This window comes from uncultured Bacteroides sp., from assembly GCF_902491285.1.
In the GTDB taxonomy this organism is placed as follows: domain Bacteria; phylum Bacteroidota; class Bacteroidia; order Bacteroidales; family Bacteroidaceae; genus Bacteroides.
This window is the reverse complement of record NZ_CABUHK010000024.1, coordinates 20417-42216: the sequence shown is the minus strand read 5'-3', so window position 1 is coordinate 42216 and position 21800 is coordinate 20417. Positions and strand designations below refer to the sequence as shown.

At 41.1% G+C, this 21800-nt stretch carries 15 protein-coding genes; 8 read left to right on the top strand and 7 right to left on the bottom strand.

Features of this window, described 5'->3' with window-relative positions; all coding sequences use genetic code 11:
- Position 1 precedes the first annotated feature (1 nt).
- The 8 genes from RDN93_RS08455 (at position 2) to RDN93_RS08420 (ending at position 11751) form a co-directional block, all read left to right on the top strand.
- Complete coding sequence (locus tag RDN93_RS08455) at positions 2-1570, top strand: RagB/SusD family nutrient uptake outer membrane protein (protein WP_308745104.1); 1569 nt, start codon at positions 2-4, stop codon at positions 1568-1570.
- A gap of 50 nt (positions 1571-1620) precedes the next feature.
- Positions 1621-2694, top strand: a complete 1074-nt coding sequence (locus RDN93_RS08450; protein ID WP_308745103.1) for a hypothetical protein — start codon at positions 1621-1623, stop codon at positions 2692-2694.
- 104 nt (positions 2695-2798) lie between these two features.
- Positions 2799-3806, top strand: coding sequence for a TlpA disulfide reductase family protein (locus tag RDN93_RS08445; protein WP_308745102.1), 1008 nt, complete (start codon positions 2799-2801; stop codon positions 3804-3806).
- Between the two features lie 31 nt (positions 3807-3837).
- Complete coding sequence (locus RDN93_RS08440; protein WP_308745101.1) at positions 3838-5544, top strand: S8 family serine peptidase; 1707 nt, start codon at positions 3838-3840, stop codon at positions 5542-5544.
- Between the two features lie 10 nt (positions 5545-5554).
- Complete coding sequence (locus RDN93_RS08435) at positions 5555-6694, top strand: hypothetical protein (RefSeq protein ID WP_308745100.1); 1140 nt, start codon at positions 5555-5557, stop codon at positions 6692-6694.
- Position 6695: 1 nt separating this feature from the next.
- Positions 6696-7856 (top strand): hypothetical protein, encoded by a 1161-nt coding sequence (locus RDN93_RS08430; RefSeq protein WP_308745099.1) that lies wholly within the window; start codon positions 6696-6698, stop codon positions 7854-7856.
- A gap of 17 nt (positions 7857-7873) precedes the next feature.
- Positions 7874-9163 carry a thioredoxin domain-containing protein gene (locus RDN93_RS08425; RefSeq protein ID WP_308745098.1) on the top strand — a complete coding sequence of 430 codons (1290 nt, stop codon included), beginning with the start codon at positions 7874-7876 and terminating at the stop codon, positions 9161-9163.
- A gap of 158 nt (positions 9164-9321) precedes the next feature.
- A complete protein-coding gene (locus RDN93_RS08420) occupies positions 9322-11751 on the top strand; it encodes a family 20 glycosylhydrolase (protein WP_308745097.1) in 2430 nt (809 codons plus the stop codon).
- A 106-nt stretch (positions 11752-11857) separates the two neighbouring features.
- Here the strand turns inward: RDN93_RS08420 and RDN93_RS08415 are convergent, their stop codons facing one another.
- From RDN93_RS08415 to RDN93_RS08385, 7 genes are all read right to left on the bottom strand, one after another.
- Complete coding sequence (locus RDN93_RS08415) at positions 11858-12388, bottom strand: RNA polymerase sigma-70 factor (protein WP_308745096.1); 531 nt, start codon at positions 12386-12388, stop codon at positions 11858-11860.
- Positions 12389-12548: 160 nt separating this feature from the next.
- Positions 12549-13691 (bottom strand): DUF1735 and LamG domain-containing protein, encoded by a 1143-nt coding sequence (locus RDN93_RS08410; RefSeq protein ID WP_308745095.1) that lies wholly within the window; start codon positions 13689-13691, stop codon positions 12549-12551.
- A 35-nt stretch (positions 13692-13726) separates the two neighbouring features.
- Entirely contained in the window at positions 13727-14878 is a 1152-nt protein-coding gene (locus RDN93_RS08405; RefSeq protein ID WP_308745094.1) for a glycoside hydrolase family 18, read from the bottom strand.
- 21 nt (positions 14879-14899) lie between these two features.
- Positions 14900-16471 carry a SusD/RagB family nutrient-binding outer membrane lipoprotein gene (locus RDN93_RS08400; protein WP_308745093.1) on the bottom strand — a complete coding sequence of 524 codons (1572 nt, stop codon included), beginning with the start codon at positions 16469-16471 and terminating at the stop codon, positions 14900-14902.
- A gap of 16 nt (positions 16472-16487) precedes the next feature.
- Positions 16488-19568, bottom strand: a complete 3081-nt coding sequence (locus tag RDN93_RS08395; RefSeq protein WP_308745092.1) for a TonB-dependent receptor — start codon at positions 19566-19568, stop codon at positions 16488-16490.
- A gap of 576 nt (positions 19569-20144) precedes the next feature.
- Positions 20145-21095, bottom strand: a complete 951-nt coding sequence (gene trxB, locus RDN93_RS08390; RefSeq protein ID WP_308745091.1) for a thioredoxin-disulfide reductase — start codon at positions 21093-21095, stop codon at positions 20145-20147.
- A 38-nt stretch (positions 21096-21133) separates the two neighbouring features.
- Positions 21134-21781 (bottom strand): LolA-like putative outer membrane lipoprotein chaperone, encoded by a 648-nt coding sequence (locus RDN93_RS08385; protein ID WP_308745089.1) that lies wholly within the window; start codon positions 21779-21781, stop codon positions 21134-21136.
- Between the last annotated feature and the right edge of the window lie 19 nt (positions 21782-21800).

Genomic DNA, 21800 nt, shown 5'->3' with positions numbered 1-21800 from the left:
TATGAAACTTAAATATTTAATTTATACAATAACACTTACCAGTCTCACCGCTTGTGGAGATTTTTTAGAGCCCAAGTCACAGAGTCAATACATCCCCAAAGACGCTAACGCATTACAAGAGATGCTTATTGGAGAAGCTTATCCCCGACAGCAGGACACTAGATTTCTCAACTATCTGGAAATACTCGCAGATGATATCGAGCAGAATCAGGTGGAAGGCTACGGATTCACTGAAAATGACCAGGCAAAGATGGAAGTTTTTGAAATTCTGTATAGTTGGCAACCCAATATGTTCGAAATACGGGAGAAATTAGGATACCAAACGGTCAATACATGGGAAAACCTCTATGAATATATTTTAGGAGCTAATGCCGCACTTGACTATATTGATGAAGTGTCTGGTACAGAATCCGAAAAAAATTATATTAAAGCACAAGCCTACGCTTTAAGGGCTTTCTATTATTACATGCTGGTCAATCAGTATGGACTTCCTTATAATTATAACAAAGAATCGCTGGGAGTTCCTCTCAAACTGGATAGTAAAATGAGGGATGAAGGCAATATATTGATAAAACGGAACACGGTAGAAGAAGTATACCTGCAGATTGTTGCCGATATCAACGAAGCAGAACGCTTATTTCTAACTCTCTCTACCACACAGCAATATGAACCGAACTACCTCGTCAGCCTACCTATGGTGCAATTATTAAAGTCACGTGTAGCACTATATATGGAAAATTGGGCAGAAGCGAAAACGTATGCAGAGAAAGTTATCAAAGACTGGAATTTTTCATTACGTGACCTGAATACAATTCCTGCACCGGAAGCAGGTATGAAAGAACCTTATTATACATTCAATACCTATGATTCACCGGAAGTTATTTGGAGTTATGGAACCATAAGAGATCTAACAGGCGAATACGAAGGTTATATCGAAAAAAAAGACAATAATTCCGATGGAGAAGAGAACAGAAGAATGTTTAAAGCTGCAGACGAGTTGCTCAAGAGCTTCCAAGAGGGGGATTTACGCAAAGATCGTTACATCACCAGAGAGGTACAGTACAACGAAATGGTACCGGAAAACAGTACTTTTTATGATACTTATCTTCCTTATGGCAAATACAAAACACTCCGTTCTGTTCCCACTTCAGGAAGTAGTGATTATTTTGCCCTCTCTTTCCGAATAGCAGAAGCTTATCTGAACTATGCAGAAGCTGCTGCCATGAACAAGTCTGAAGGAGACGCCATAACTGCAATGAACACATTACTGGAAAAACGATACGTTGAAGGAAACGCACCTTCCTTTTCGGGATTAAGTGGAGAAGTTCTCATCACTAAAATACGTGAAGAACGCAGAAAAGAACTTTGTTATGAAGGCCAACGTTGGTTCGACTTACGTCGCTACGGTATGCTTCCCATACAACATAAATGGGAAGGAAAAGTGTATACACTGACAAAGAATGATCTTTCGTATGTATTACCTATACCTCAAGAAGTTATACAAAAGAACTTATTACTAGAACAAAACTCATTCGGACCGCAACGAACCGGAGTTCCCGTCATAGACTAAAATATAAATAACAAGAAACAATGATTACCAATTTTAAACAACAGAGAATTATGAAGCCAATATATAATGTATGGATATTACTATTCTGTCTCACATTCTCTTCCTGTTATGATGAAGATATAATCGAGCCGACACCAGACCCGCTAGCACTTGCCGGAGGGTTCGAATTTCCTCAAGGAGACAACCCGTGGGACAATGATGCTATGGAAATCTATAAGAATTTCGGAGTCAAACTGATATATAAAAATATAACAGAAAAAGATCTCAATAAAAACTGGACCAATGGCGGTCTCGGTGGTAGTTCATCAAAAACATTCGAAAATTGTCTTAATGATGAAATGGGGGCATTTTATATCACCTTTATGAAAAGCCATGTATTTCCTTATCTTAATCGGGAGGTAACTGATAGAGTATTTCCTATGTATTGGTATTTTGTATACAATTATTCTGTATTTACATCCATAATACCCGGAATATTGGAATACTACGTCGCATTATCCGAACATGATGAAAGCCAAACCGACTGTTGGATAACTTGCTTTTGGGGAGATGCTGCTCACAGTACATATGAAGCCCCAATTCCAGCATGGAGAAGCCCCATTGCCAACGATCAAGATAGCTATGCAATACGCCGTTTTAAAATTATTGATGAAGTCATACGTACAGCTATCACAAGAGGGAATATTATCATACCAGAAGACGAATTTGACGCAGGATTCGACCATTCAACTCCACTTGTAAGAGATGAAGCTATTGAAAGCAAAGCTGATCCTAACTACTATCTTAAAAGAGGATATCCAGGTTATATAAATTCATTATCTGGAAAATATTCTGAACCAAATTCAAATAATCCTCCAACAGCCAAAGAAACATTTATCGGTTATCTGCAAATAGCCATGCGATTTACAAAAGAAAAACGCGAAACGATGTGGCCTTCGGCAACTTATCCATTCTTAAGTACTAAGTTTGATTTTGTAACAAACTATCTAAAAAAATATAATATTGATTTGGAAGCTATTGCCCAAGGACCGGAAGATTGGGATATCAAACCTTATCCAGAACTACCGGAAACTGATGAAGGAGATGACGACGATGATGACCCTTGGCCAGGCTGGGATTGGTGAAATGACTGATAAAAAACTCTCTAACTATATTAAGATAATCATCTTATTAAAGAATAGACTAAATAATAACAAGATATTTTACTGTATCTTATAAACCCAAAATCATGAAATTAATAAAAAGACTTTCATTTATATTATTATTCTTATGGAGCACTACTCCTCTATGGAGCGACGACGGGTTACTATTCAAAGGAAAGTTGAGACTACTCAAACCAACCACTTTACAAGTTAAGGATTTGAATGGAAACCTCATTTTAAGTTGTTCCATTAACCAGAATGGAGTATTCGAAACTGAAAAGAAAAATATTTTACCTGATATATATACACTATATATTGGGAATACAGAGCAAAACATATACCTCGAAAACGTTCCTGTAAGTATTAATGGTTTTTTTGATGAAAAGAACCCCGAACAAAGTTCGCTTTCATTCACCGGTATCGATCCGTTTCTGACCTTGCAAACCTATATGCCCACAGAAAGAGATCCGGATATAGCAACGATTTCTACTTCTGTCAAAGGAAAACTCACTCCCAGCATGGCAGCTGCATTAGCCTATCTGGCAGATATAAATGATTACCAATCCAACAAAATGCTATTGGACATGATACCAGAGCAAGACAGAAAGTCCTTATCTGCCAAATGGTTGGTAAACAGAGTAGAGGTCCTATCCCACCAAATTATCGGTGCAGAATGTCCCGACTTTACTTTCATAGATGCCAACGGAAAAAATGTAAGTTTGAAAGACTTCCGTGGAAAAATTGTCGTACTGGATTTCTGTGCTTCCTGGTGTGGTCCCTGTCGCAAAGAAATGCGTAGTATGCTAACCATATACAACGAACTGAAAGCTGATGACCTGGAATTCATCAGTGTCTCGCTGGATGACAGCGAAGCAAAATGGAGAAAAATGCTGGATGAAGAAAAGCTTCCGTGGGTGATGCTGTGGGATAAGACAGGATTCCCTAAAAACAGTAAAACTCCAAGTGCTATCCAGAATGCTTATGGCTTCTACTCTATCCCTTTCCTTGTAGTCATTGACAAAGAAGGCAAACTTGCAGCACGAAATGTTCGAGGTGAACAAGTGCGCGAAGCCATATTAAAAATTAGAAAATAAATAAACTGTATAAATTATAACTCATCCAACAATGAAGAAACTTATATTTCCTATTGTATGCTGTTTTGTCAGCATTGCAGCATCGGCCCAATTAGTCAAACAAAAGGTAGAAACACAAAAGAAACAATCCGAACTGGACTGGTTTAACTGCTCTTTCGACCAGGACAGTGTGTACGGAGCCGAAGTAAACAAAGCATATGATTACCTGAAAGCCAACAAAAAGAAAGCTAAAAAAAGACCGGTTGTTGCATTGATTGGAACTGGAATGGACGTAGAACACGAGGACTTGAAACATGCTATCTGGATCAACCCGAAAGAAAAACAGAACCAGAAAGACGATGATAAGAACGGATTTGTTGACGACATCAATGGATGGAACTTCATCGGCGGCAAAGACGGACAGGTTATGGAAGCTCTGACACGCGAAGGAGAACGTGAATTCTTCCGCCTCAAGGATAAATACGCTGATTATGTCTTTGATGGAAAGAAATATTATAAAATCGTTAACGGAAGACGTCAGGAGGTTCCCGCACCGGAAAATATGGAAGAATACAATTACTATCGTTTTAAGGTTATGCCGGAATCCAGAATTGGAGGTACATATGGCGGCTTGCAACTTTCTTATGTTATAGAAGAATATGTTGAAAAGTTCGACAAGGACATGAAAAAACGTTTTCCGGGAAAAGAATTAACCGTTGAGGATTTCCAAAGTTGTTATGATCCCAAAGCAGAAAGAGACAGTCTTTCTGAAGTCGCCTTTGTGTTTACAGCCTACTACTTCAGTCTCTATAATACAGACAAATGGGAACCCGTATATCAGAATATGGGGAAGAAAAGCGTAGAGACAGCTAAAGCAGCCTATGCAGATGCCTTAAAGAAATATGGTACAGACAACCGTAAAGAAATTGTAGGTGACAATCCTATGGATATTAATGACACGCATTACGGTAATAACGTACTGTTAACATCAGATGCAGCAACCGGTGTAATGAAAGCAGGTGTCATTGCAGCTAAACGTGACAACGGTGTTGGAAGTAACGGTATAGCTGACAATGCGGAAATCATGACCTTGCGCATCCATCCGGGAGAAGGAGAACCTTACTTGAAAGATATGGCACTGGCCATCCGCTATGCAGTAAACCATGGAGCAGATGTTATCTTACTGCCGGAACAGAACTCCTTATATCCAGAAGAACAGAAACAATGGGTAACAGATGCACTGAAAGAAGCAGAAAAAAAAGGAGCATTAGTTATTGTTCCTGTATGGGATCTATCAGTAGACATGGATAAAAGCGAATTTTTCCCAAACCGGAAGATGAGCAAAGATGGTGAGCTTACCAATTTCATGGTGGTTGCTTCATCTGACAAGAAAGGTAATCCTGTATTGAATACGAATTACGGCGCAACGGCTCTTGATATTTATGCTCCGGGAACGGATATCTATTCTTCCTATATGGGCGATACTTACCAGAAAGGAACTGGCGAAGGAATGGCTTCAGCTACCGTAGCCGGCGTAGCTGCCCTTGTGAAATCTTATTTCCCAAAACTGACCGGTTCTCAAATCCGTGATATATTATTGAAAAGCGTCACCTCACGCAAGGGAGTAGAAGTAGAAAAAGGAATACGCGTGAACAATAGTCCTTCACAAGATTTGTTCCTTTTTGATGATCTATGTATTTCCGGAGGTATCGTAAATGCTTATCAGGCAATTTTGGAAGCAGAAAAAGTCAGTAAATAAAGATTAGCCTATGAAGTATACTCGTTTAACTGGAACCGTCATCGCCTTTTGCATGGCGGTCCCTTTATTCGCCCAACAATATAAAGCAACCATACCCTATCGGATGGTAGGCGAAAAAATGATTGTCGAAATGAAAGTAAACGGCACTGGACGCACTTTCATCTTTGATACCGGAGGACGCACTGCTCTCACGACTAAAGCTTGCCAAACATTACAAATAGTGGCAACAGACTCGATGAAGGTGACAGATGTGAACAACGTGGAAAGTTATTACAAAACTGCACGAATAGAAAACCTGACAACTCCCGATAATGTTATCAACTTTAAACATGCCCCATCACTGATCATCGACGAGGTAAAAGGTTGGGAATGTTTTGGAGTAGACGGTATCATCGGCAGCGATTTATTTGCAAATACCATTGTCAATATTGATTCGCAGACAAAAAATATCATAGTCACCTCTGCAGAAAAACCTTCTACGGTATCTTTACGGAAAATGTTGAATTTCACGAAAGAAGGTGGTATGCCAATTGTCAATGTGCAGATAGCTCCGGTCAGCAACATTACTGTATTATTTGATACAGGTAGTCCCAGCCTACTATCCCTCATTGAAAGTGATTTTGAGAAAATAAAACAGGAGGCATCCTTAGAAGTCGTTTCCGAAGGATATGGAGAAGGAAGCATCGGAGTAGCCGGACAAGCGGATAAAGCTTCTTCTCATAGAGTATATATCCCCCTGTTGTCAGTAGGAGCCACCAAATTTCGTAACTTGACGACCAATACGAACAAACATCCTTATACGTTACTAGGTGTCAAATTGCTGGAATACGGTAAAGTTACCATCGACTATCCACGAGGAAGATTCTATTTTGAAGCTTTCCAACCGGATAATAAGATCAACAATCAATGTAATAACTTCGATTTGACGGTCAAAGACGGAGACTTATATGTATCTACCGTCTGGAGCAGCACGAAGGGGGAGATAGAAGTAGGGGACAAAATTATTAAGATTAATGGCAAACCTACTAAAAAATATGACTTCTGCGAAAGTATTCTGAACGGAATACCGGAATTGAAAGAGAAAAAACAGACGAAGCTAACAATACAGACAGCTTCCGGAGTAAAAGATATTATCTATAAAAAAGAATGATATGAAAAGAATAGGAATACTGACCGGCTTATGGCTGCTATTATTTCTAAACTGCGGACTAGAAATGGTAGCGCAAATCCAAAATAAGGTTTGCGATACCATTCCTTATGAATTCATCCATGAGAAAATCATCATACCCGTCACCGTTAATGGCATAAAAGTAAAATACATCGTCGATACCGGAGGAAGAACAGGGACCATGTATGATGCAGCAACGGAAATGAAAGCTACTGCCGCAGGATATATGCGTATTTCTGATGTGAATGCACAAGGCTCCAACTATCAGGAAGCCCACGTACAGAATATCTCTATCGGAAAAAGCTATAAAATCAAACAGTTGAAAACGATGGTGCTACCTAAAAGCCCATTCTTCACAGAACTGGGAGTTGTCGGAATTCTTGGAGGAGATGCCTTCGCACAGTCGGTTGTGACATTCGATTCCCGTTCGAAAATAATGGTTATTAACTATCCGTATCGTCCCGAAAGGTTAAAAGTAACAGACGGACTTCCATTATTGGATGAAACAGAACATCATTCCATAGTCAATGTCCGATTAGGAGATAATGATTTAAAAGTGTTGTTTGACACAGGCGCCGGAGGCTTCCTGCTTTATTCTACGGACGACTGCAACAGACTGGCTGATGTTTCGCAAGTTACCAATCATGGATATGGTATCGTAGCTGCCGGGATTACAGGTCTGGGTAAACCGGTGGATATAAAGAAAGTAGCTGTTCCCTCAATCAACATTATGGGAAAAGAGTTCACGAACGTAGGTAGTACAACGACTGTCATGAACGGGACTATCATCGGAGTGGATCTACTGAAATATGGCAAAGTAATCATTGATTATATGCGCAGACGTTTTTACTTTTTACCGTTCGAAGAAGGAAAAATCGATATGGGTGGTGCTCCCGCTCTTTGGAATGTGAGTATATTGCCGCGCAATGAGAGATTCGAAATCACAACAATATGGGACAGCATGAAAGATAAAGTTGCTTTCGGCGATGAAGTGATTAACATCAACGGAACTTCTTTGAAAGATTGTCCCATGAGCCAGATGGCGGTGGAAGAAATTATGAATGCCATACCTGGCGATAACGGCTATATTATCATCAAAAAAGACAATCAAGAGAAAAGGATTGAAATCAGGAAAGAGAAATGAACTTTAAACAAAAAAATATGAAACAAATAATAACAAAAATGTATCTCTGTCTACTTGCATTCTGTATTGCCGGAGGCATCAGCGCACAAACACAGAATAGTATGACAGAGGTCATTCCATTCAAGACCATCGATGGAAAGATTATCGTAGAAGCTACCATTAATGGCGAAACGGCAAACTTTGTTCTTGACTTATCGGGACATAATGCCCTACTTCCTGAAGCTCTCAGGAAATTACGTATTAACACAGAAAAAAAAGGTACTTTCAGTTCTTATCAAGATTTTGTATTCAAACAAGTACCTGTTGGAGAAGTATATGAAATAGCAACAGTGGCTATTGGCAACAATACATTTGCCAACGATCTTCCGGCCTTCGCCCTGGAAGACGAACCCTATCTACGCAAACTGGGGGTTATGGGTGTGTTAAGCGGAGCTGTCTTCCGCACTTCTGTTCTGACCATTGATATGAAGAGGAAAAAAATTACGGTCACCCAACCCTACCGTCCTTCCTACATGAAACTAAACTATCGGGAAAACTTTAATCTGATAACTGGATTGGGAATAGTATGTCCGATAAACATTCAGGGAAAGCCTGTTTTTCTTGTATTGGATACATGGAGTGACGGACTAGTGAATCTTACCGAAGAGGATTTCAAAACATGGAGTACACAATATACAAAAGGAACCAACCAAAAAGTTTCCAATGGATATAAAGAAGCAACTCAAGAAGAGGAAGGTCTCATCTTACCTGAAACGATGTTTGTAAAAACAAAGATTGAAGATGCCATGGCAGTGAAAAACCCATTCTTGAAACGTTCCGTATTAGGTAAGAAGATCCTGGACTACGGAATTATATCCATCGACTATATTCATCAGAAAGTTTATTTCCAACCATTCGATATGGTTCCCATACCGGAAGCAGAAGCTAAAGTTACGGAAACCCGAATTGAAGACGGCAAGCTGAATCCGATTACCCGCCAATTCTTCCTTGAACACATCTTTGACTACAGAAAAGGAAATGATTTCATTTATAACGGAGACAAACCGGTAGTCATTGATTTCTGGGCTACATGGTGCGGACCTTGTATGCGCCTACTTCCGGAAATGGAGAAACTTGCTGATAAGTATAAAGGAAAAGTGATATTCTACAAAGTTAATGCTGACAAAGAAAAAGATTTATGCAGCCACTTTGGTGTACAAGCATTACCTACGTTATTCTTTATTCCTGTCGGTGGAAAACCGATTATTGAAGTTGGTGCCACTCCGGAGAAGTATGTACAAATCATTGAAGAACAACTCCTGAAATAAAAATTCTCTCTTTTATTATACAACTATAGTAATCTACAACTTTAACTAAGAGCCGGAATTAATTCCGGCTCTTTTATTTTCATATTATTGGAACTTATCATTTAAACGAGTACATTTGTCCTGTCAATTCTATTTATAACTTAACACATATTTTGACCATGAAGAAAAGTATTTCTCTTCTTCTTTTGTCTTTACTAATGATTACCCCCAGTTGCCAAAAGACAAAAGAAGCGGTGAACGAGTACAACATCGTTCCCAAACCCAACCAAATTATCCCGAGGGAAGGGCGTTTTAAATTAAGTAATAAGGTCAGACTGGTAGTTCCCCCCGATGCACCCGAAGTAAAAGAAATCGCTAATGGATTAGCCGAACGGCTGAAACTGACAGCCGGAATTTCGCTGAAAGAAACGGAAAACGCAAACGGAAAACCGGCCATCTGCTTCGTAGTAGAAGAAGGTATGTCGAAAGAAGGTTACAAGCTATCCGTCACCTCCAATCTCATTACGCTTAGCGCTTCCCAGCCCAACGGATTTTTCTATGGAGTGCAAACCATTTTCCAACTACTTCCCCCGGCAGTTTATGGAAAACAAATGGATAAAAAAGCCAACTGGTCGATTCCTGCCGTAGAAATTGAAGACGCTCCGCGTTTTGCTTACCGCGGACTGATGCTGGATGTATGTCGTCATTACGTACCGATAGAGTATATTTATAAGTTCATCGACCAGTTGGCTATGAACAAGATGAATACTTTCCACTGGCATCTGACGGACGACCAAGGATGGAGAATCGAAATCAAGAAATATCCCAAGTTGACAGAAGTTGGATCTAAACGCGAAAAGACACTGATTGACTACTATTATGTAAATTATCCGCAAGTGTTTGACGGAGAAGAACATGGAGGATATTACACGCAGGAACAAATCAAAGACGTAGTTGCGTATGCCGCAAGCAAATATATTAATGTTATTCCCGAAATCGAAATGCCGGGACATGCATTGGCTGCCCTGGCTTCTTATCCGGAATTATCCTGTGATTCTACACAGACATATAAAGTATCTCCTACCTGGGGGGTATTCGAACAAGTCTTCTGCCCAAGCGAAACGACTTTCAAGTTCTTCGAAGGGGTAATGGATGAAGTGGTGGAGCTATTCCCCAGCGAATACATTCATATCGGTGGGGACGAATGTCCCAAGACGGCATGGAAGAACAGTACTTTCTGCCAGCAGCTAATCCGTCAGTTAGGCCTGAGAGACGATGTAACTCCGAGTAAGGTGGACGGTGTGAAACATAGTAAAGAAGATAAACTACAGAGTTACTTTGTCACCCGTATGGAGAAATATCTGAATGGCAAAGGACGCAACATCATCGGTTGGGATGAAATTCTGGAAGGCGGTCTGGCTCCGAATGCAACCGTCATGTCATGGCGTGGTGTAGAAGGTGGACTGAACGCTGCCAAAGCCGGCCATAACGCCATTATGACTCCTATGCCGTATGCTTACCTGGACTTCTATCAGGAAGACCCAGCCATCGCCCCGACTACTATTGGCGGATATACTACTTTGAAAAAGACATACAGTTATAATCCTGTGCCGGACGACGCAGACGAGTTAGTGAAGAAGCATGTCATTGGTATGCAAGGTAATATTTGGAGAGAATATATGAAAAACTCCGACCGCACGGATTATCAGGCTTTCCCACGTGCAATGGCTATCGCGGAAACCGGATGGACACTGGATGCCAACAAGAACTGGAGGAATTTCTGCGAACGTATGGTTACTGTGTTTGAGCGTCTGAAAGTAATGGATACGAAACCGTGCCTCAACTTCTTTGAAGTAAACGTAAACACTCATGCAGACGAAAACGGACCTTTAATGGTATTACTGGAAAGTTACTATCCGAATGCAGAAATCCGATATACGACGGACGGCAGTGAACCTATTCCAACTTCGACTCTGTATGAATTACCTTTCGTACTCGAAGGAAATATCGACCTGAAAACCGCTGCTTTCAAAGACGGTAAAATGCTAGGCAAAGTCACTCACAAGCCGCTATATGGCAATTTATTAGCAGGAAAACCGTTTACCGCCAATTATAAGATGGGATGGACAGGCGATATATTCGATGAGAATGATGTAATGGGAGCAGACAAGACTACTTTTGGCCTGACTAACGGTAAACGAGGAAACGGTGCTTCTTATAATCCATGGAGCAGCTTCGCCGTCACTGAAGGGAAAGACTTGGAATTCACTGTAAATTTGAATCAGCCGACTTTGGTCAGCAAAGTTACTTTCGGTTCTTTGTTCAATCCTGCCATGAGAATACTTCCTGCCGGTGGAGTTGCCGTAGAGGTATCTACTGACGGAAAAGAATATACCCGGATAGCAGAAAAAGCCCTGCAACACGATTATCCGGAAACAGGAAGAATCGCTTTCACCGATTCTATCGAATTTGAACCGACACAGGCTACTTTCTTGAAAGTTAAGATTAAGAGTGGCGGACCATTGCGCAATGGCGTTAATTTCGAGAAGAACAACGGTCCGGAAGTTATTCCTGCTGAATTGTGGATTGATGAAATCGAGGCTTATTAAGCAAGTTAATCAATAAATAAAACGAGACTTTCATTTTAGACAGTCTCGTTTTTGTTTATTCTTGAAAAAGTAAATGTTCCATGATAGACTTCAAAGCCTTTGGCTGCTAAATGAGCAAGAAAACTTCTCTTAATTTTAACTGCGTTAAATATATTTGTCGTTCAACTGTATGGACGGATATATTCATTTTGCAAGCTATCTCTTTATGGCTTACGCCCCTAAAACGGCTGAGTTTAAATATACTCCTTCTCCGTTCCGGAACAGTTTCCAGTAATATATAGATGTTTTGCAGCATTTCCCGACGGTATATGTCCGCCCAAAAATTATCATTATTAGCTAGTTCATAGAATGGGAACTCCTGCACAAAACGCTCTTGATATTCCTGTTTTATCCGTTGGTGTTTGAGGATGTTTAAAGCAATATTTTTAGTCATAACCAAAAGATAGGAGTCTAGTTTTCTCTCATTGTTCACCCATATTTCCTGTTGTTCCCAAAGTTTGACAAACACGTCCTGTGCCACATCTTCTGCATCATACTCTGATTTCAGCAATCTATAAGCGTACTTTCTTATCTTAGAATAGTTTTCTAAAAAAAGAGCTGAAAATTTGTTTTCTACCTGGTTATTGTTATCTATCATGGTAATAAAAAATTTGGAGATGTAGGTAAAGCCCATCACTTTGAAGAACACAAAAAAATAGCCCCAGCATTACCTCGTATTCTCACGGATACTCGAATAAACCGGGGCTTCCCTTGTGTATTACCAATACCTATTTCACATTATTATGTAAAAAAGTCGTTTATTTTTTATCGAAGCGGACATCATGTTCCCAACGTCTGACAAGACCATCACCTGCAGTCATATCACGTCCTTGTCCGGTAGCATCCTTGAATGTATTGCCTTCGCCCTCATCCAATGGCCAAAGACCAATCAGGTTCGGATTCTTCGGATTCACTTCGAAGAACATATTATTCTGAATTTCAGCCTCCGAACGAGCATAACTCCAGAAACGTACCTGACTCATAGCACATTCAGCCGGGAAATACGTAGCACTGCTGGAAATCATCTGCAAGCCGTTAATCACCATTCCACCCTTCGGTGCGGGCACTTGCTTTCCTGCCACACGCAATCCGTCACGATAAATAATGAGTTCACTTCCATTATAAACGATAGCTAAATGATACCATTGATTGGTATTCCAGTCTCTTGCCGTCTCTGTTCCACCGTCACCATGCGCCTTAACCTGCAAGTAATTGTAAGGAGAGTTGGCATCACCAAAGCGAACATAGACTTCATTGTTGGCACGAACATTAAAAATAGCCTGATTATTCTTATTCAATTTACTCATACGTACCCATGTTTCTAGCGTATAAGTTTCAACAGAAACGCCCCAGTCAGTATCCGGATCTGTCTCCGCTTTTTCAGAACTCTGGGGTTTCATCACCGGAACAGATACATTCAACGGTTTAGACAATACATAGATAAACCGACCTTGTGCAGCAGATTTTGCAACATTTCCTTTCAATACATTGCCCAATGTCAAGGGAACGGCATAAGTAATACCATTTGTGGCGAAGTCGTCAATATGTAACTGGAAAGTGGCACTAATTTCACCGGCAGGAATAGTAACCGTAGCCCCCTGCGGCAATTGTTCCGCTGGCAACGCTTCATACTCCGTACCATTATTAGCATTATAACCTGCAATTATTTCCGGAGTAAACCCGATTTCCACTTCTACGTCTTCCGCAAGCTTTTGAGCCAGACGCACTGTGACGCTAATATCTGCACCACCGTCCATCGTGATTGTTGCAGCTTTGGCTGTACCGGCAGCATCTGCAATATACAGGCTATTTCCCTGAGCTTTGTAATCTGCATTATCGCATCCTGCAAACAGAAATGCCGACAGTACAACTATAAGACTTGATAAATAGATATATTTCATAACTTTTATGCTTATAAGATTCATTTAACCGTTATTTATTCTTCCTCACCGCCATTGGCTGTGCCATTCAGACGATCATAATAGATGCTATAAAGAGTAGTGATACCTTTACGCAAGAAATAGTATTCCGGAGAACCGTCATAATCTCCCTTGCCCTGATTATAATCGAAACCACAACGATAGAGTCCACAACCACCAATTTGCTGGTCAATATTAACCGTTTCGCCTTTTATATTATACGTCCCTTTATAAATATAATTAGCCATTGTAGTTAGGAATCCTCCACCAGTGCTGGCATAAGACTCAAAATTCTCGGTTACGATAGTTCTGCGAACAATCTCGTCAGGAGTAATGATACCTTGCTGAATCCAGTCATCCATATCTCCAAACACACCCGTCATTCTCCAATCAGCCATTCCACCATAAGCTTGTAGTACAAAGTAGTCTACATAATAAGAAAGCCATTCTTTATCCATACCGGTGCGAACACCAACTTCGCCATCAATCAAGAAAAGAAGACGTTTTTCCGGCATAGCACGGTCGCCACGGTCGCGATTGGGATCCATTGCTCCATGTCCGAACCAATAAGAAAGTTCCTCTACAAAAATGGTTCTTTGCACTGGATTAGCCCAAAGTTGCCCACGTCCCATTCCTCCTCCTGGTTCATAGTCCCAGTCATAGCCATCATAACCACACTCCAGACATGCTCTATACAAGTCTTCTGCATATGCTTTGATAGCAGGTCTAACCACTTCCGGATCCCTACTTGTACCTGCCGTATGATAAATCTCCTTATCCGGCAGGTCATCACCGACATTCTGTGAGAACAACGTTACAACAACTTTTGTCCCTTTCACTTTTTGCACATATTCCATATCAGCTCTTCTTTCCGGAGTCAGTTCGAATTTCGGATGACCGCCCCAGTTGGAAGCAATCGTTACCGAATCAGGCAAACCGCGCAAACTAGTTTCCCCTGTAGGCGTAATGCCAGTCCAACTGTCAAACCATACGAACACCTGCGGCAGTCCCGGTGTCTGTTTCCACTCGCGTAAAGCGGCATAGTATTCATCCGTCTTGACGGTTCCGTTCAAGTCAACATTATTAATAGACTCCACATCCGTACAGCTTGCTGCAAACAGCGCAACCGCAAATGAGAATCCTATAGTCTTGATATTTTTCATTTTCATATTCTTGAAATAATTTAAAGATTAATTCTTTTTAGCCCACCACAGATCCGTACTACCATTATCCGGACCACCCAACATAGAAATTGCAGCTTCCACATTTGCAGAGTTGCTGTCCTTTTCCGTAGAAGGATAAGGCAGACGGCGCACCATGCGACTGTCGGTAATAGTTCCTATATAACCGGCTGAACTTAAATTATTCTTCGGAGGAACCATTTCCGGATAACCCGTACGACGGAAGTCATTCCAAGCCTCGAAGCCGATCGGGAAGTTGGCAATCCACTTTTGGGTAATGATTTTCTGAAGTTTGTTGTCCCCATCTTCCCAAGATACAGAAGCGGCAGTTGTTGTAAATGTGTAACTATCACTACTATTTATCGCATCTGTGAATCCAGTCGGTTTCGTTGTACTCGACAGATAGTTGCCTATGCTCACACTATATTGCTCCATAGAAGTCTTGATACCTTGTTCATAATACCCCTTAGCAGCGGCTTCTCCACCGGGAATCCAGCCTTGCAAAGCAGCTTCCGCCTTCAAGAAATAGGTTTCAGCAGCATAAAAGACAGGCATCGGTGAATTACTTTCAAATGCGGGTTTTGAATAATTGGCACTTGCTCCAACAACACCCGGCTGCCCATAATTATTTTTGAAATTATCACTGTTATTACCCATACGTGCCCCACAAAAATTCTGTTTGGAAGTTGTCATGTATTTACCGATTCGAGGATCGCTATATCCGTTCATGTACGCAGAAATTGTGGCATTGACAGTCAAATCTCCCCAGTCTTGCGAAGCCAGACGGAACGGGTTATTGATAGTCTTCAAATAAGCATTATCACTGTTGGATTCAATCACCCCACTTTGAATAGCTTCCGCCATCACTTGTTTGGCATATTCCGTATCCACATCGGCAATACGCACTGCCATACGTAGTTTCAGGGAATTGGCATATTTCACCCATTTGCTGAAATCTCCCTGATACATTACATCATAATCCGCATATGCAGTGGAAGTTCCGCTAACGCCAGAAAGTACTTCAATACTCTTTGTCAAGTCAGCAATCATATTGTGATAGAGTTCCTTAGTATCATCATAAGCCACAGCAAATTCTCCCTGCCCCATCTGAGAATAAGGGATAGGACCATATGTGTCGGCTACACGGAGCATTACGCCTACCCGTATAATAGAAGCCCAAGCATAAATCGTTCCGGTACCTCCGGTCTGCTCTTTCACCTTCAGGAAGTTAGGATAGAAATCTGTAAACATATCCTTGAAAGGAGTGTCCACCCAGTTGAGTTGAGGATTGAACGAGCTGAAGTTGGTGCCATTCCATTTATTAGTACACGTAAAATAACCGCCATACTGTGAGCCTACCATCTGTTCTGTCATCTGGCTGTTGTTTTCCTGCTGCGGATTCAGCAGATAGGTCATCACGGGAAATACCGAACCGACCTTTTCAATTTCGGTCATCTGGTCATCATAAACATCCGTGGGATGCGTATTTAAATCTTCAAAGTTTCCTGTACATGAAGCCAGCAACAACGATGACGCGAAAGTTACTGCGCTTGCAGTCTTAATCATATTGATTTTTCTCATAATTCGTTCCATTTTTTTAGAATTGTACTTTTACACTGAAACCCATGTTTCTCAAACTAGGCTGCATGAAATAATCTACCCCCGTGTAGAACGTACTGGTAGACGATGCCACCTGTTCAGGGTCGAACGGAGCCTTGCAATAAATCATGGCAAGATTGTTTCCAATTAAGCCCAACGTTACATCGGCAATATTACGCAGTTTCTTTTTGGAAATAGTATATTCTAAACTTACTTCCTGCAAACGAATGTTGGTAGCGTCGTACACATAGAAGTCACTTTCACCAGAACCGGCTGCCACAATACCCAGATAATCTTTAGCGGAGATAGTTCGTCCGTTAATCACTACCCCACCGGCATCACGTAATTTCGCACTATATTCCGACACTCCGAAACGGTCCATAAACGCCTGTATACCGGAAACCACGTTACCACCGAAACGTCCGCTCAATAATACATTCAGGCGGAAACCTTTATAAGTGAACGAGTTTCTCCAACCCATATTGACTTTAGGCAGTACGGAACCAATCTTTCTGTGTTCTGTCTCAATCATAGTAGGCAATCCAGTTTTGGGATCCTGGCTGATATAACCGTTGTTGTCACGCTTGAAGTCACGGTTAGTATAAATATCACCCATAGAGCCGCCTTCTACCAAACGCAACGTCGGAGCGTTTCCGCTACCCAAACGTGCCTTTTCAACAAAGTCCATTTGAATCAGTTCACCGGTATAAGGATTCTGCACGCCATTTGCCAGCGATTTGATTTTATTCTTATTGTAAGTAAATGTCAGGTTAGAGCTCCAACCGAAATCTTTCCATTCATTGTTATAGCCCAACGCCATCTCAATACCCTGGTTCTGTACACTACCAGCCTGAATAGCTACGTCTTTGAAACCGGAACTTGCAGGAAGTGGTGCGTAGAACGTCTGGTTCTTAGTGTCAGAGGTATAGTAGGTAATATCAAAGTTCAGCGAATTGTCGAAGAAACGCATATTCAAACCAGCTTCGAAAGAGTTGGTTTTTTCCGGTTTCAGGTCAGAATTCGGATAGTGGGACATCACCTTGTAGGCATGATTCTGCGGATCGTATTCATAACGCACTTTAGTCATATACGGATCATAAGAGTTACCCACAGAGGTGTAAGATACACGCGCCTTCAGGAAGGTGAACCAATCGGGCAGTTTAATAACTTCACTCAGAATGCCGGAAAGACCTATGGAAGGATAGAAGAAAGCCTTGGTTCCTCTGTCGGAGAACGCAAATGCAGAATCCCAATCCGAACGTCCTGTAAGACTCAAATAAAGGAAACTTCTCCAACCGATTTCCGCATTGGCAAAAACTGACTGTGTCTGCCGTTTCAAACCGTCAGCTTCTACTTTATAATTATTGGTACGAGACAGATTCTCAATTGTAAAATGATTGGTCACCAATTCCAAGTTTCCGGTTATTACACTGGATTTCATACGAGTATCCTTGATAGAGGCACCAAGGTTGGCAACTATATTGAAGTCACCGAATGTCTTATTGAAATTAGCCATCACATCAGCATAAGTTTGACGGTCGAGACGGATATCCTCTTTATAGTGTCCCTTTGGGCCGGAGAATGTAGCCAATGTCCCAGCATAAAACTTTTCCGTAAAGATATTTTCGGTATTGTCAATGCTGACACGTCCCTGTACATTCAGTCCTTCCATAATGTTATATTGCAGACTGGCAGCCAGTTTATAACGCCTTCTTTCCGTCTCACGGTTCATACGGTTCATCGTCCAGTAAGGATTCTGCTGGTCAAGCCCCATTTGACCGTAAGGCCAAAATTGCGTTGTGGCACCTGTCAACGGATCGAAGTGCTCGTAAGTGGCAACATCGTCGAAACTTTCGCCACGCGGAAACAGATAAAGAGCCGGAAACGGAGACATATAAGATCCTTGGGAAATCATGTTCTTATCATTCTGAATGATATAATTCGCACTGGTATCCAGAGTAAACTTATCATTCAAAAAATTAACTGTGTTGCGAAACGTAAAGTTATAACGGTCGTAATCGTTATTAGGCAGAATACCTGTGGCATTAGTGGCAGCTACAGAAAAATAGCTCTGACTCTTGTCGGTACCGGTAGAAAGAGCTACAGAATTAGTAATGTTCGCTCCTGTGTTGAAGAATCCGGAAGGATCATAGCGATAATCCGTAGGATTCCCCCAACTATCCGATTCACCTGTCATATTACCATATCTGTTCTGAAATTCAGGCATCATCAGCGGATTGCTGAATGTAGCACTCAAACTATAACTTAAACTCGTTTTGCCGCTACGACCTTTTTTAGTAGTAATGAGCACTACTCCGTTAGCACCTTCATAACCATAAAGGGCAGCTGCAGAAGGACCAGTCAACAGTGACATACTCTCGATATCATCCGGATTAATGTCGGCAATAGATTCCGTACTACCACGAGAATTCATTGAATCCCCACTACTTGACGTATTGACGTTGTACATCGGAATACCGTCAATCACATACAACGCATTATTGTTCTGACTGATAGATTTGGCACCACGCATCACTACCTTTACACCACTACCGGGACCTGATGAACTATTATTAATCTGTACACCGGCAGCCTTACCTGCCAACGAGCTCATGAAGTTAGAACTCTTTACAGCGGTCAATTCATCACCTTTCACCTGCTGTACGTTGTACGTCAACGCCTTTTCAGAACGCTTGATACCCAAAGCTGTGACCACCACTTCATCCAATACTTCCGTATCTTCTTCCAATACAATATTTAAAGGATTAGCATTGGCTACCGTCACAGATTGGGCAGCATAGCCAATATACGAGAATTCAAGGACATCACCGGTGGAAACTTTCAAGGAGAATTTTCCATCCAGATCGGTTACCGTACCATTAGTCGTACCTTTCACCAGGACACTTACACCAATCAGAGGCTCTCCTTTGGTATCTTTCACAATACCGGAAACACTGATTACATTGTCTTGCACTTGACTGACAGCATGCGAGTCGGATGCATACACACTCCCACCACCTGCAAGCAACAAAAAGCTAAAGAGCAGATAAAAGCCTTTGCGATTCAGAGTTGTTTTCATTCAATAATAAATTTAAAATTAAAAAAGTTATTTACATGCAATAAATATATTTATTTACATAAATATTAATACAAACTATATTTTAAGCAAATAAGCACATACCCCTGAAATATCAGAAGCATATTCACCATGAGGTAATATTTCCACTTTTACCCCATCTTAAAGGTTTAACGCCACAAATATACTCATTACGAGCAAAGACACAATAAAATATATGTTAAATATCCGACAAAAACCAGCCCATTACACACAAATAAATTTTCAATACAAATCATAATATTATTAGCATACATTTTTTATTGAAGAAATTATAAATAAGCCAAACAAACTCATAAATAGTTATGGCAACGTCACCCTGCAAAAAATAACCCTTATGTACGTTATCGATTAAAAGAAGCATATACAAAACAGCACCAGGGAGATACTTATAATAAAAATCGCTCAAACCTTACCCAAGATACGAGTTTCAACGTACCTTAGGTAAAATTTAAGCGATTCTTTCTGAAGAGGACTTAAAACTTAACCTCTTACTGTTCAATTATAGTCGGAGAAAGTTATCGGATAACTTCCTCTATATTAGATAATTCCTTTTGCGGAAAGATAACGTTCAGCTTCAATAGCTGCCTTACAACCACTTCCTGCCGCTGTAATAGCCTGGCGGTAATGGGGATCGGCTACATCCCCTGCAGCAAATACTCCGGGTACCTTCGTACGTGGACTATCACCATCGGTAATAATATACCCCACTTCATCCGTGTCGATATAATCCTTGAATATATCAGAATTCGGTTTATGACCGATAGCCAAGAAGAAACCGTCAATAGGCAAATTGTAACGTTCTTCATCCGGTTCACCCCAGCGTCTTACAAGGTTTACGCCTTCTACGCCATTATCCCCATACAGACCGACAGCATTGTGTTCAAAAAGAACTTCAATCTTCTCATGATTCATCACACGCTCCTGCATAATCTTCGATGCACGCAAAAAAGGCTTACGCACAATCAAGTATACTTTGGATGCAAGTCCGGCAAGATAGATCGCTTCTTCACAAGCAGTATCGCCACCACCGACTACGGCAACCACTTTCTTGCGATAGAAAAATCCGTCGCAAGTAGCACAAGCACTGACACCCATTCCGGCATATTTCTTTTCGTCTTCCAATCCCAGATATTTAGCAGTCGCCCCGGTAGAGATAATCAACGCTTCCGTTTCGATTTCCTTTTCTCCGTCAATCGTTATTTTATAAGGAGTTTTACTCAAATCCGCCGCAGTAGCAATACCGAAACGAACATCTGTTCCGAAACGGCTGGCCTGCGCACGCAAGTCTTCCATCAACTGCGGGCCGCTGATGCCTTCCGGATAACCGGGGAAGTTCTCAACATCCGTAGTAGTAGTCAACTGACCACCAGGCTGTAATCCTTCATAAAGCACCGGACATAAATTTGCACGTCCTGCATAAATCGCTGCCGTGTATCCGGCAGGTCCTGAACCAATAATCAAGCACTTAACTTTTTCTATTTCTGCCATTTTATTATACCTTTATTGTTCTGTTATTCAAAAATATTTTATCTCAAATCAATAATCTCCACACCCGGATATTGTTTCCGGTCGAAGGTAAAAATACCATCCGCATAATTCTGCCGGGTTTGATAACTCGTAACGGTTATTTCACTACGTGTCTGTTGCCCACGTTGTTGAAGCAGAATATACAGAGGATCGTAAGTATCCTGCGTCACATAAAGAATGATACGTTCCAAATCCTGTTTCTTATCCTTAGCCGTAAGAACCACTTCCCAAACAGCCTTCCCCCGATATGTTTTCACTGCTCCCAGCTTATAAGAGAATCCTTTCTGATAGATATAAAGGAATGTATACGGATTAATCTGCTGCAATTCTTCCTGAGTCGGGGTACTGACATTCACTTCATCATTCTTTATCACATAGCTCCACTGCGTCTTCCCGTCAAACCAAGTAACTACATCAGAGGTTTTCAGCACAAACTTTTCTCCCTTCAATTGAATAGTTCCACTCTCCGATCCTTCCGCCAAACCGTTCGTCACAGCCTTTATAGTAAAATCCGCTTTCACCCCACCTGCTTTCCGAAACGCTTCGGCTGTTTTATCAAGAACAGCTTTAGCCTGCGACTGCTGTTGTTGAGCAATCACAGGCAATGACAGTAAAGCTATTAAAACACTAAAAATGTATTTTCTCATTTGTTTAATAAACGATTGA

Coding starts and splice junctions, on each gene's coding strand:
- trxB (WP_308745091.1), bottom strand. CDS start 21,095: ATGGCAGAAATAGAAAAAGTTAAGTGCTTGATTATTGGTTCAGGACCT.
- RDN93_RS08420 (WP_308745097.1), top strand. CDS start 9,322: ATGAAGAAAAGTATTTCTCTTCTTCTTTTGTCTTTACTAATGATTACC.
- RDN93_RS08410 (WP_308745095.1), bottom strand. CDS start 13,691: ATGAAATATATCTATTTATCAAGTCTTATAGTTGTACTGTCGGCATTT.
- RDN93_RS08425 (WP_308745098.1), top strand. CDS start 7,874: ATGAAACAAATAATAACAAAAATGTATCTCTGTCTACTTGCATTCTGT.
- RDN93_RS08405 (WP_308745094.1), bottom strand. CDS start 14,878: ATGAAAATGAAAAATATCAAGACTATAGGATTCTCATTTGCGGTTGCG.
- RDN93_RS08430 (WP_308745099.1), top strand. CDS start 6,696: ATGAAAAGAATAGGAATACTGACCGGCTTATGGCTGCTATTATTTCTA.
- RDN93_RS08395 (WP_308745092.1), bottom strand. CDS start 19,568: ATGAAAACAACTCTGAATCGCAAAGGCTTTTATCTGCTCTTTAGCTTT.
- RDN93_RS08435 (WP_308745100.1), top strand. CDS start 5,555: ATGAAGTATACTCGTTTAACTGGAACCGTCATCGCCTTTTGCATGGCG.
- RDN93_RS08440 (WP_308745101.1), top strand. CDS start 3,838: ATGAAGAAACTTATATTTCCTATTGTATGCTGTTTTGTCAGCATTGCA.
- RDN93_RS08385 (WP_308745089.1), bottom strand. CDS start 21,781: ATGAGAAAATACATTTTTAGTGTTTTAATAGCTTTACTGTCATTGCCT.
- RDN93_RS08455 (WP_308745104.1), top strand. CDS start 2: ATGAAACTTAAATATTTAATTTATACAATAACACTTACCAGTCTCACC.
- RDN93_RS08450 (WP_308745103.1), top strand. CDS start 1,621: ATGAAGCCAATATATAATGTATGGATATTACTATTCTGTCTCACATTC.
- RDN93_RS08415 (WP_308745096.1), bottom strand. CDS start 12,388: ATGATAGATAACAATAACCAGGTAGAAAACAAATTTTCAGCTCTTTTT.
- RDN93_RS08400 (WP_308745093.1), bottom strand. CDS start 16,471: ATGAGAAAAATCAATATGATTAAGACTGCAAGCGCAGTAACTTTCGCG.
- RDN93_RS08445 (WP_308745102.1), top strand. CDS start 2,799: ATGAAATTAATAAAAAGACTTTCATTTATATTATTATTCTTATGGAGC.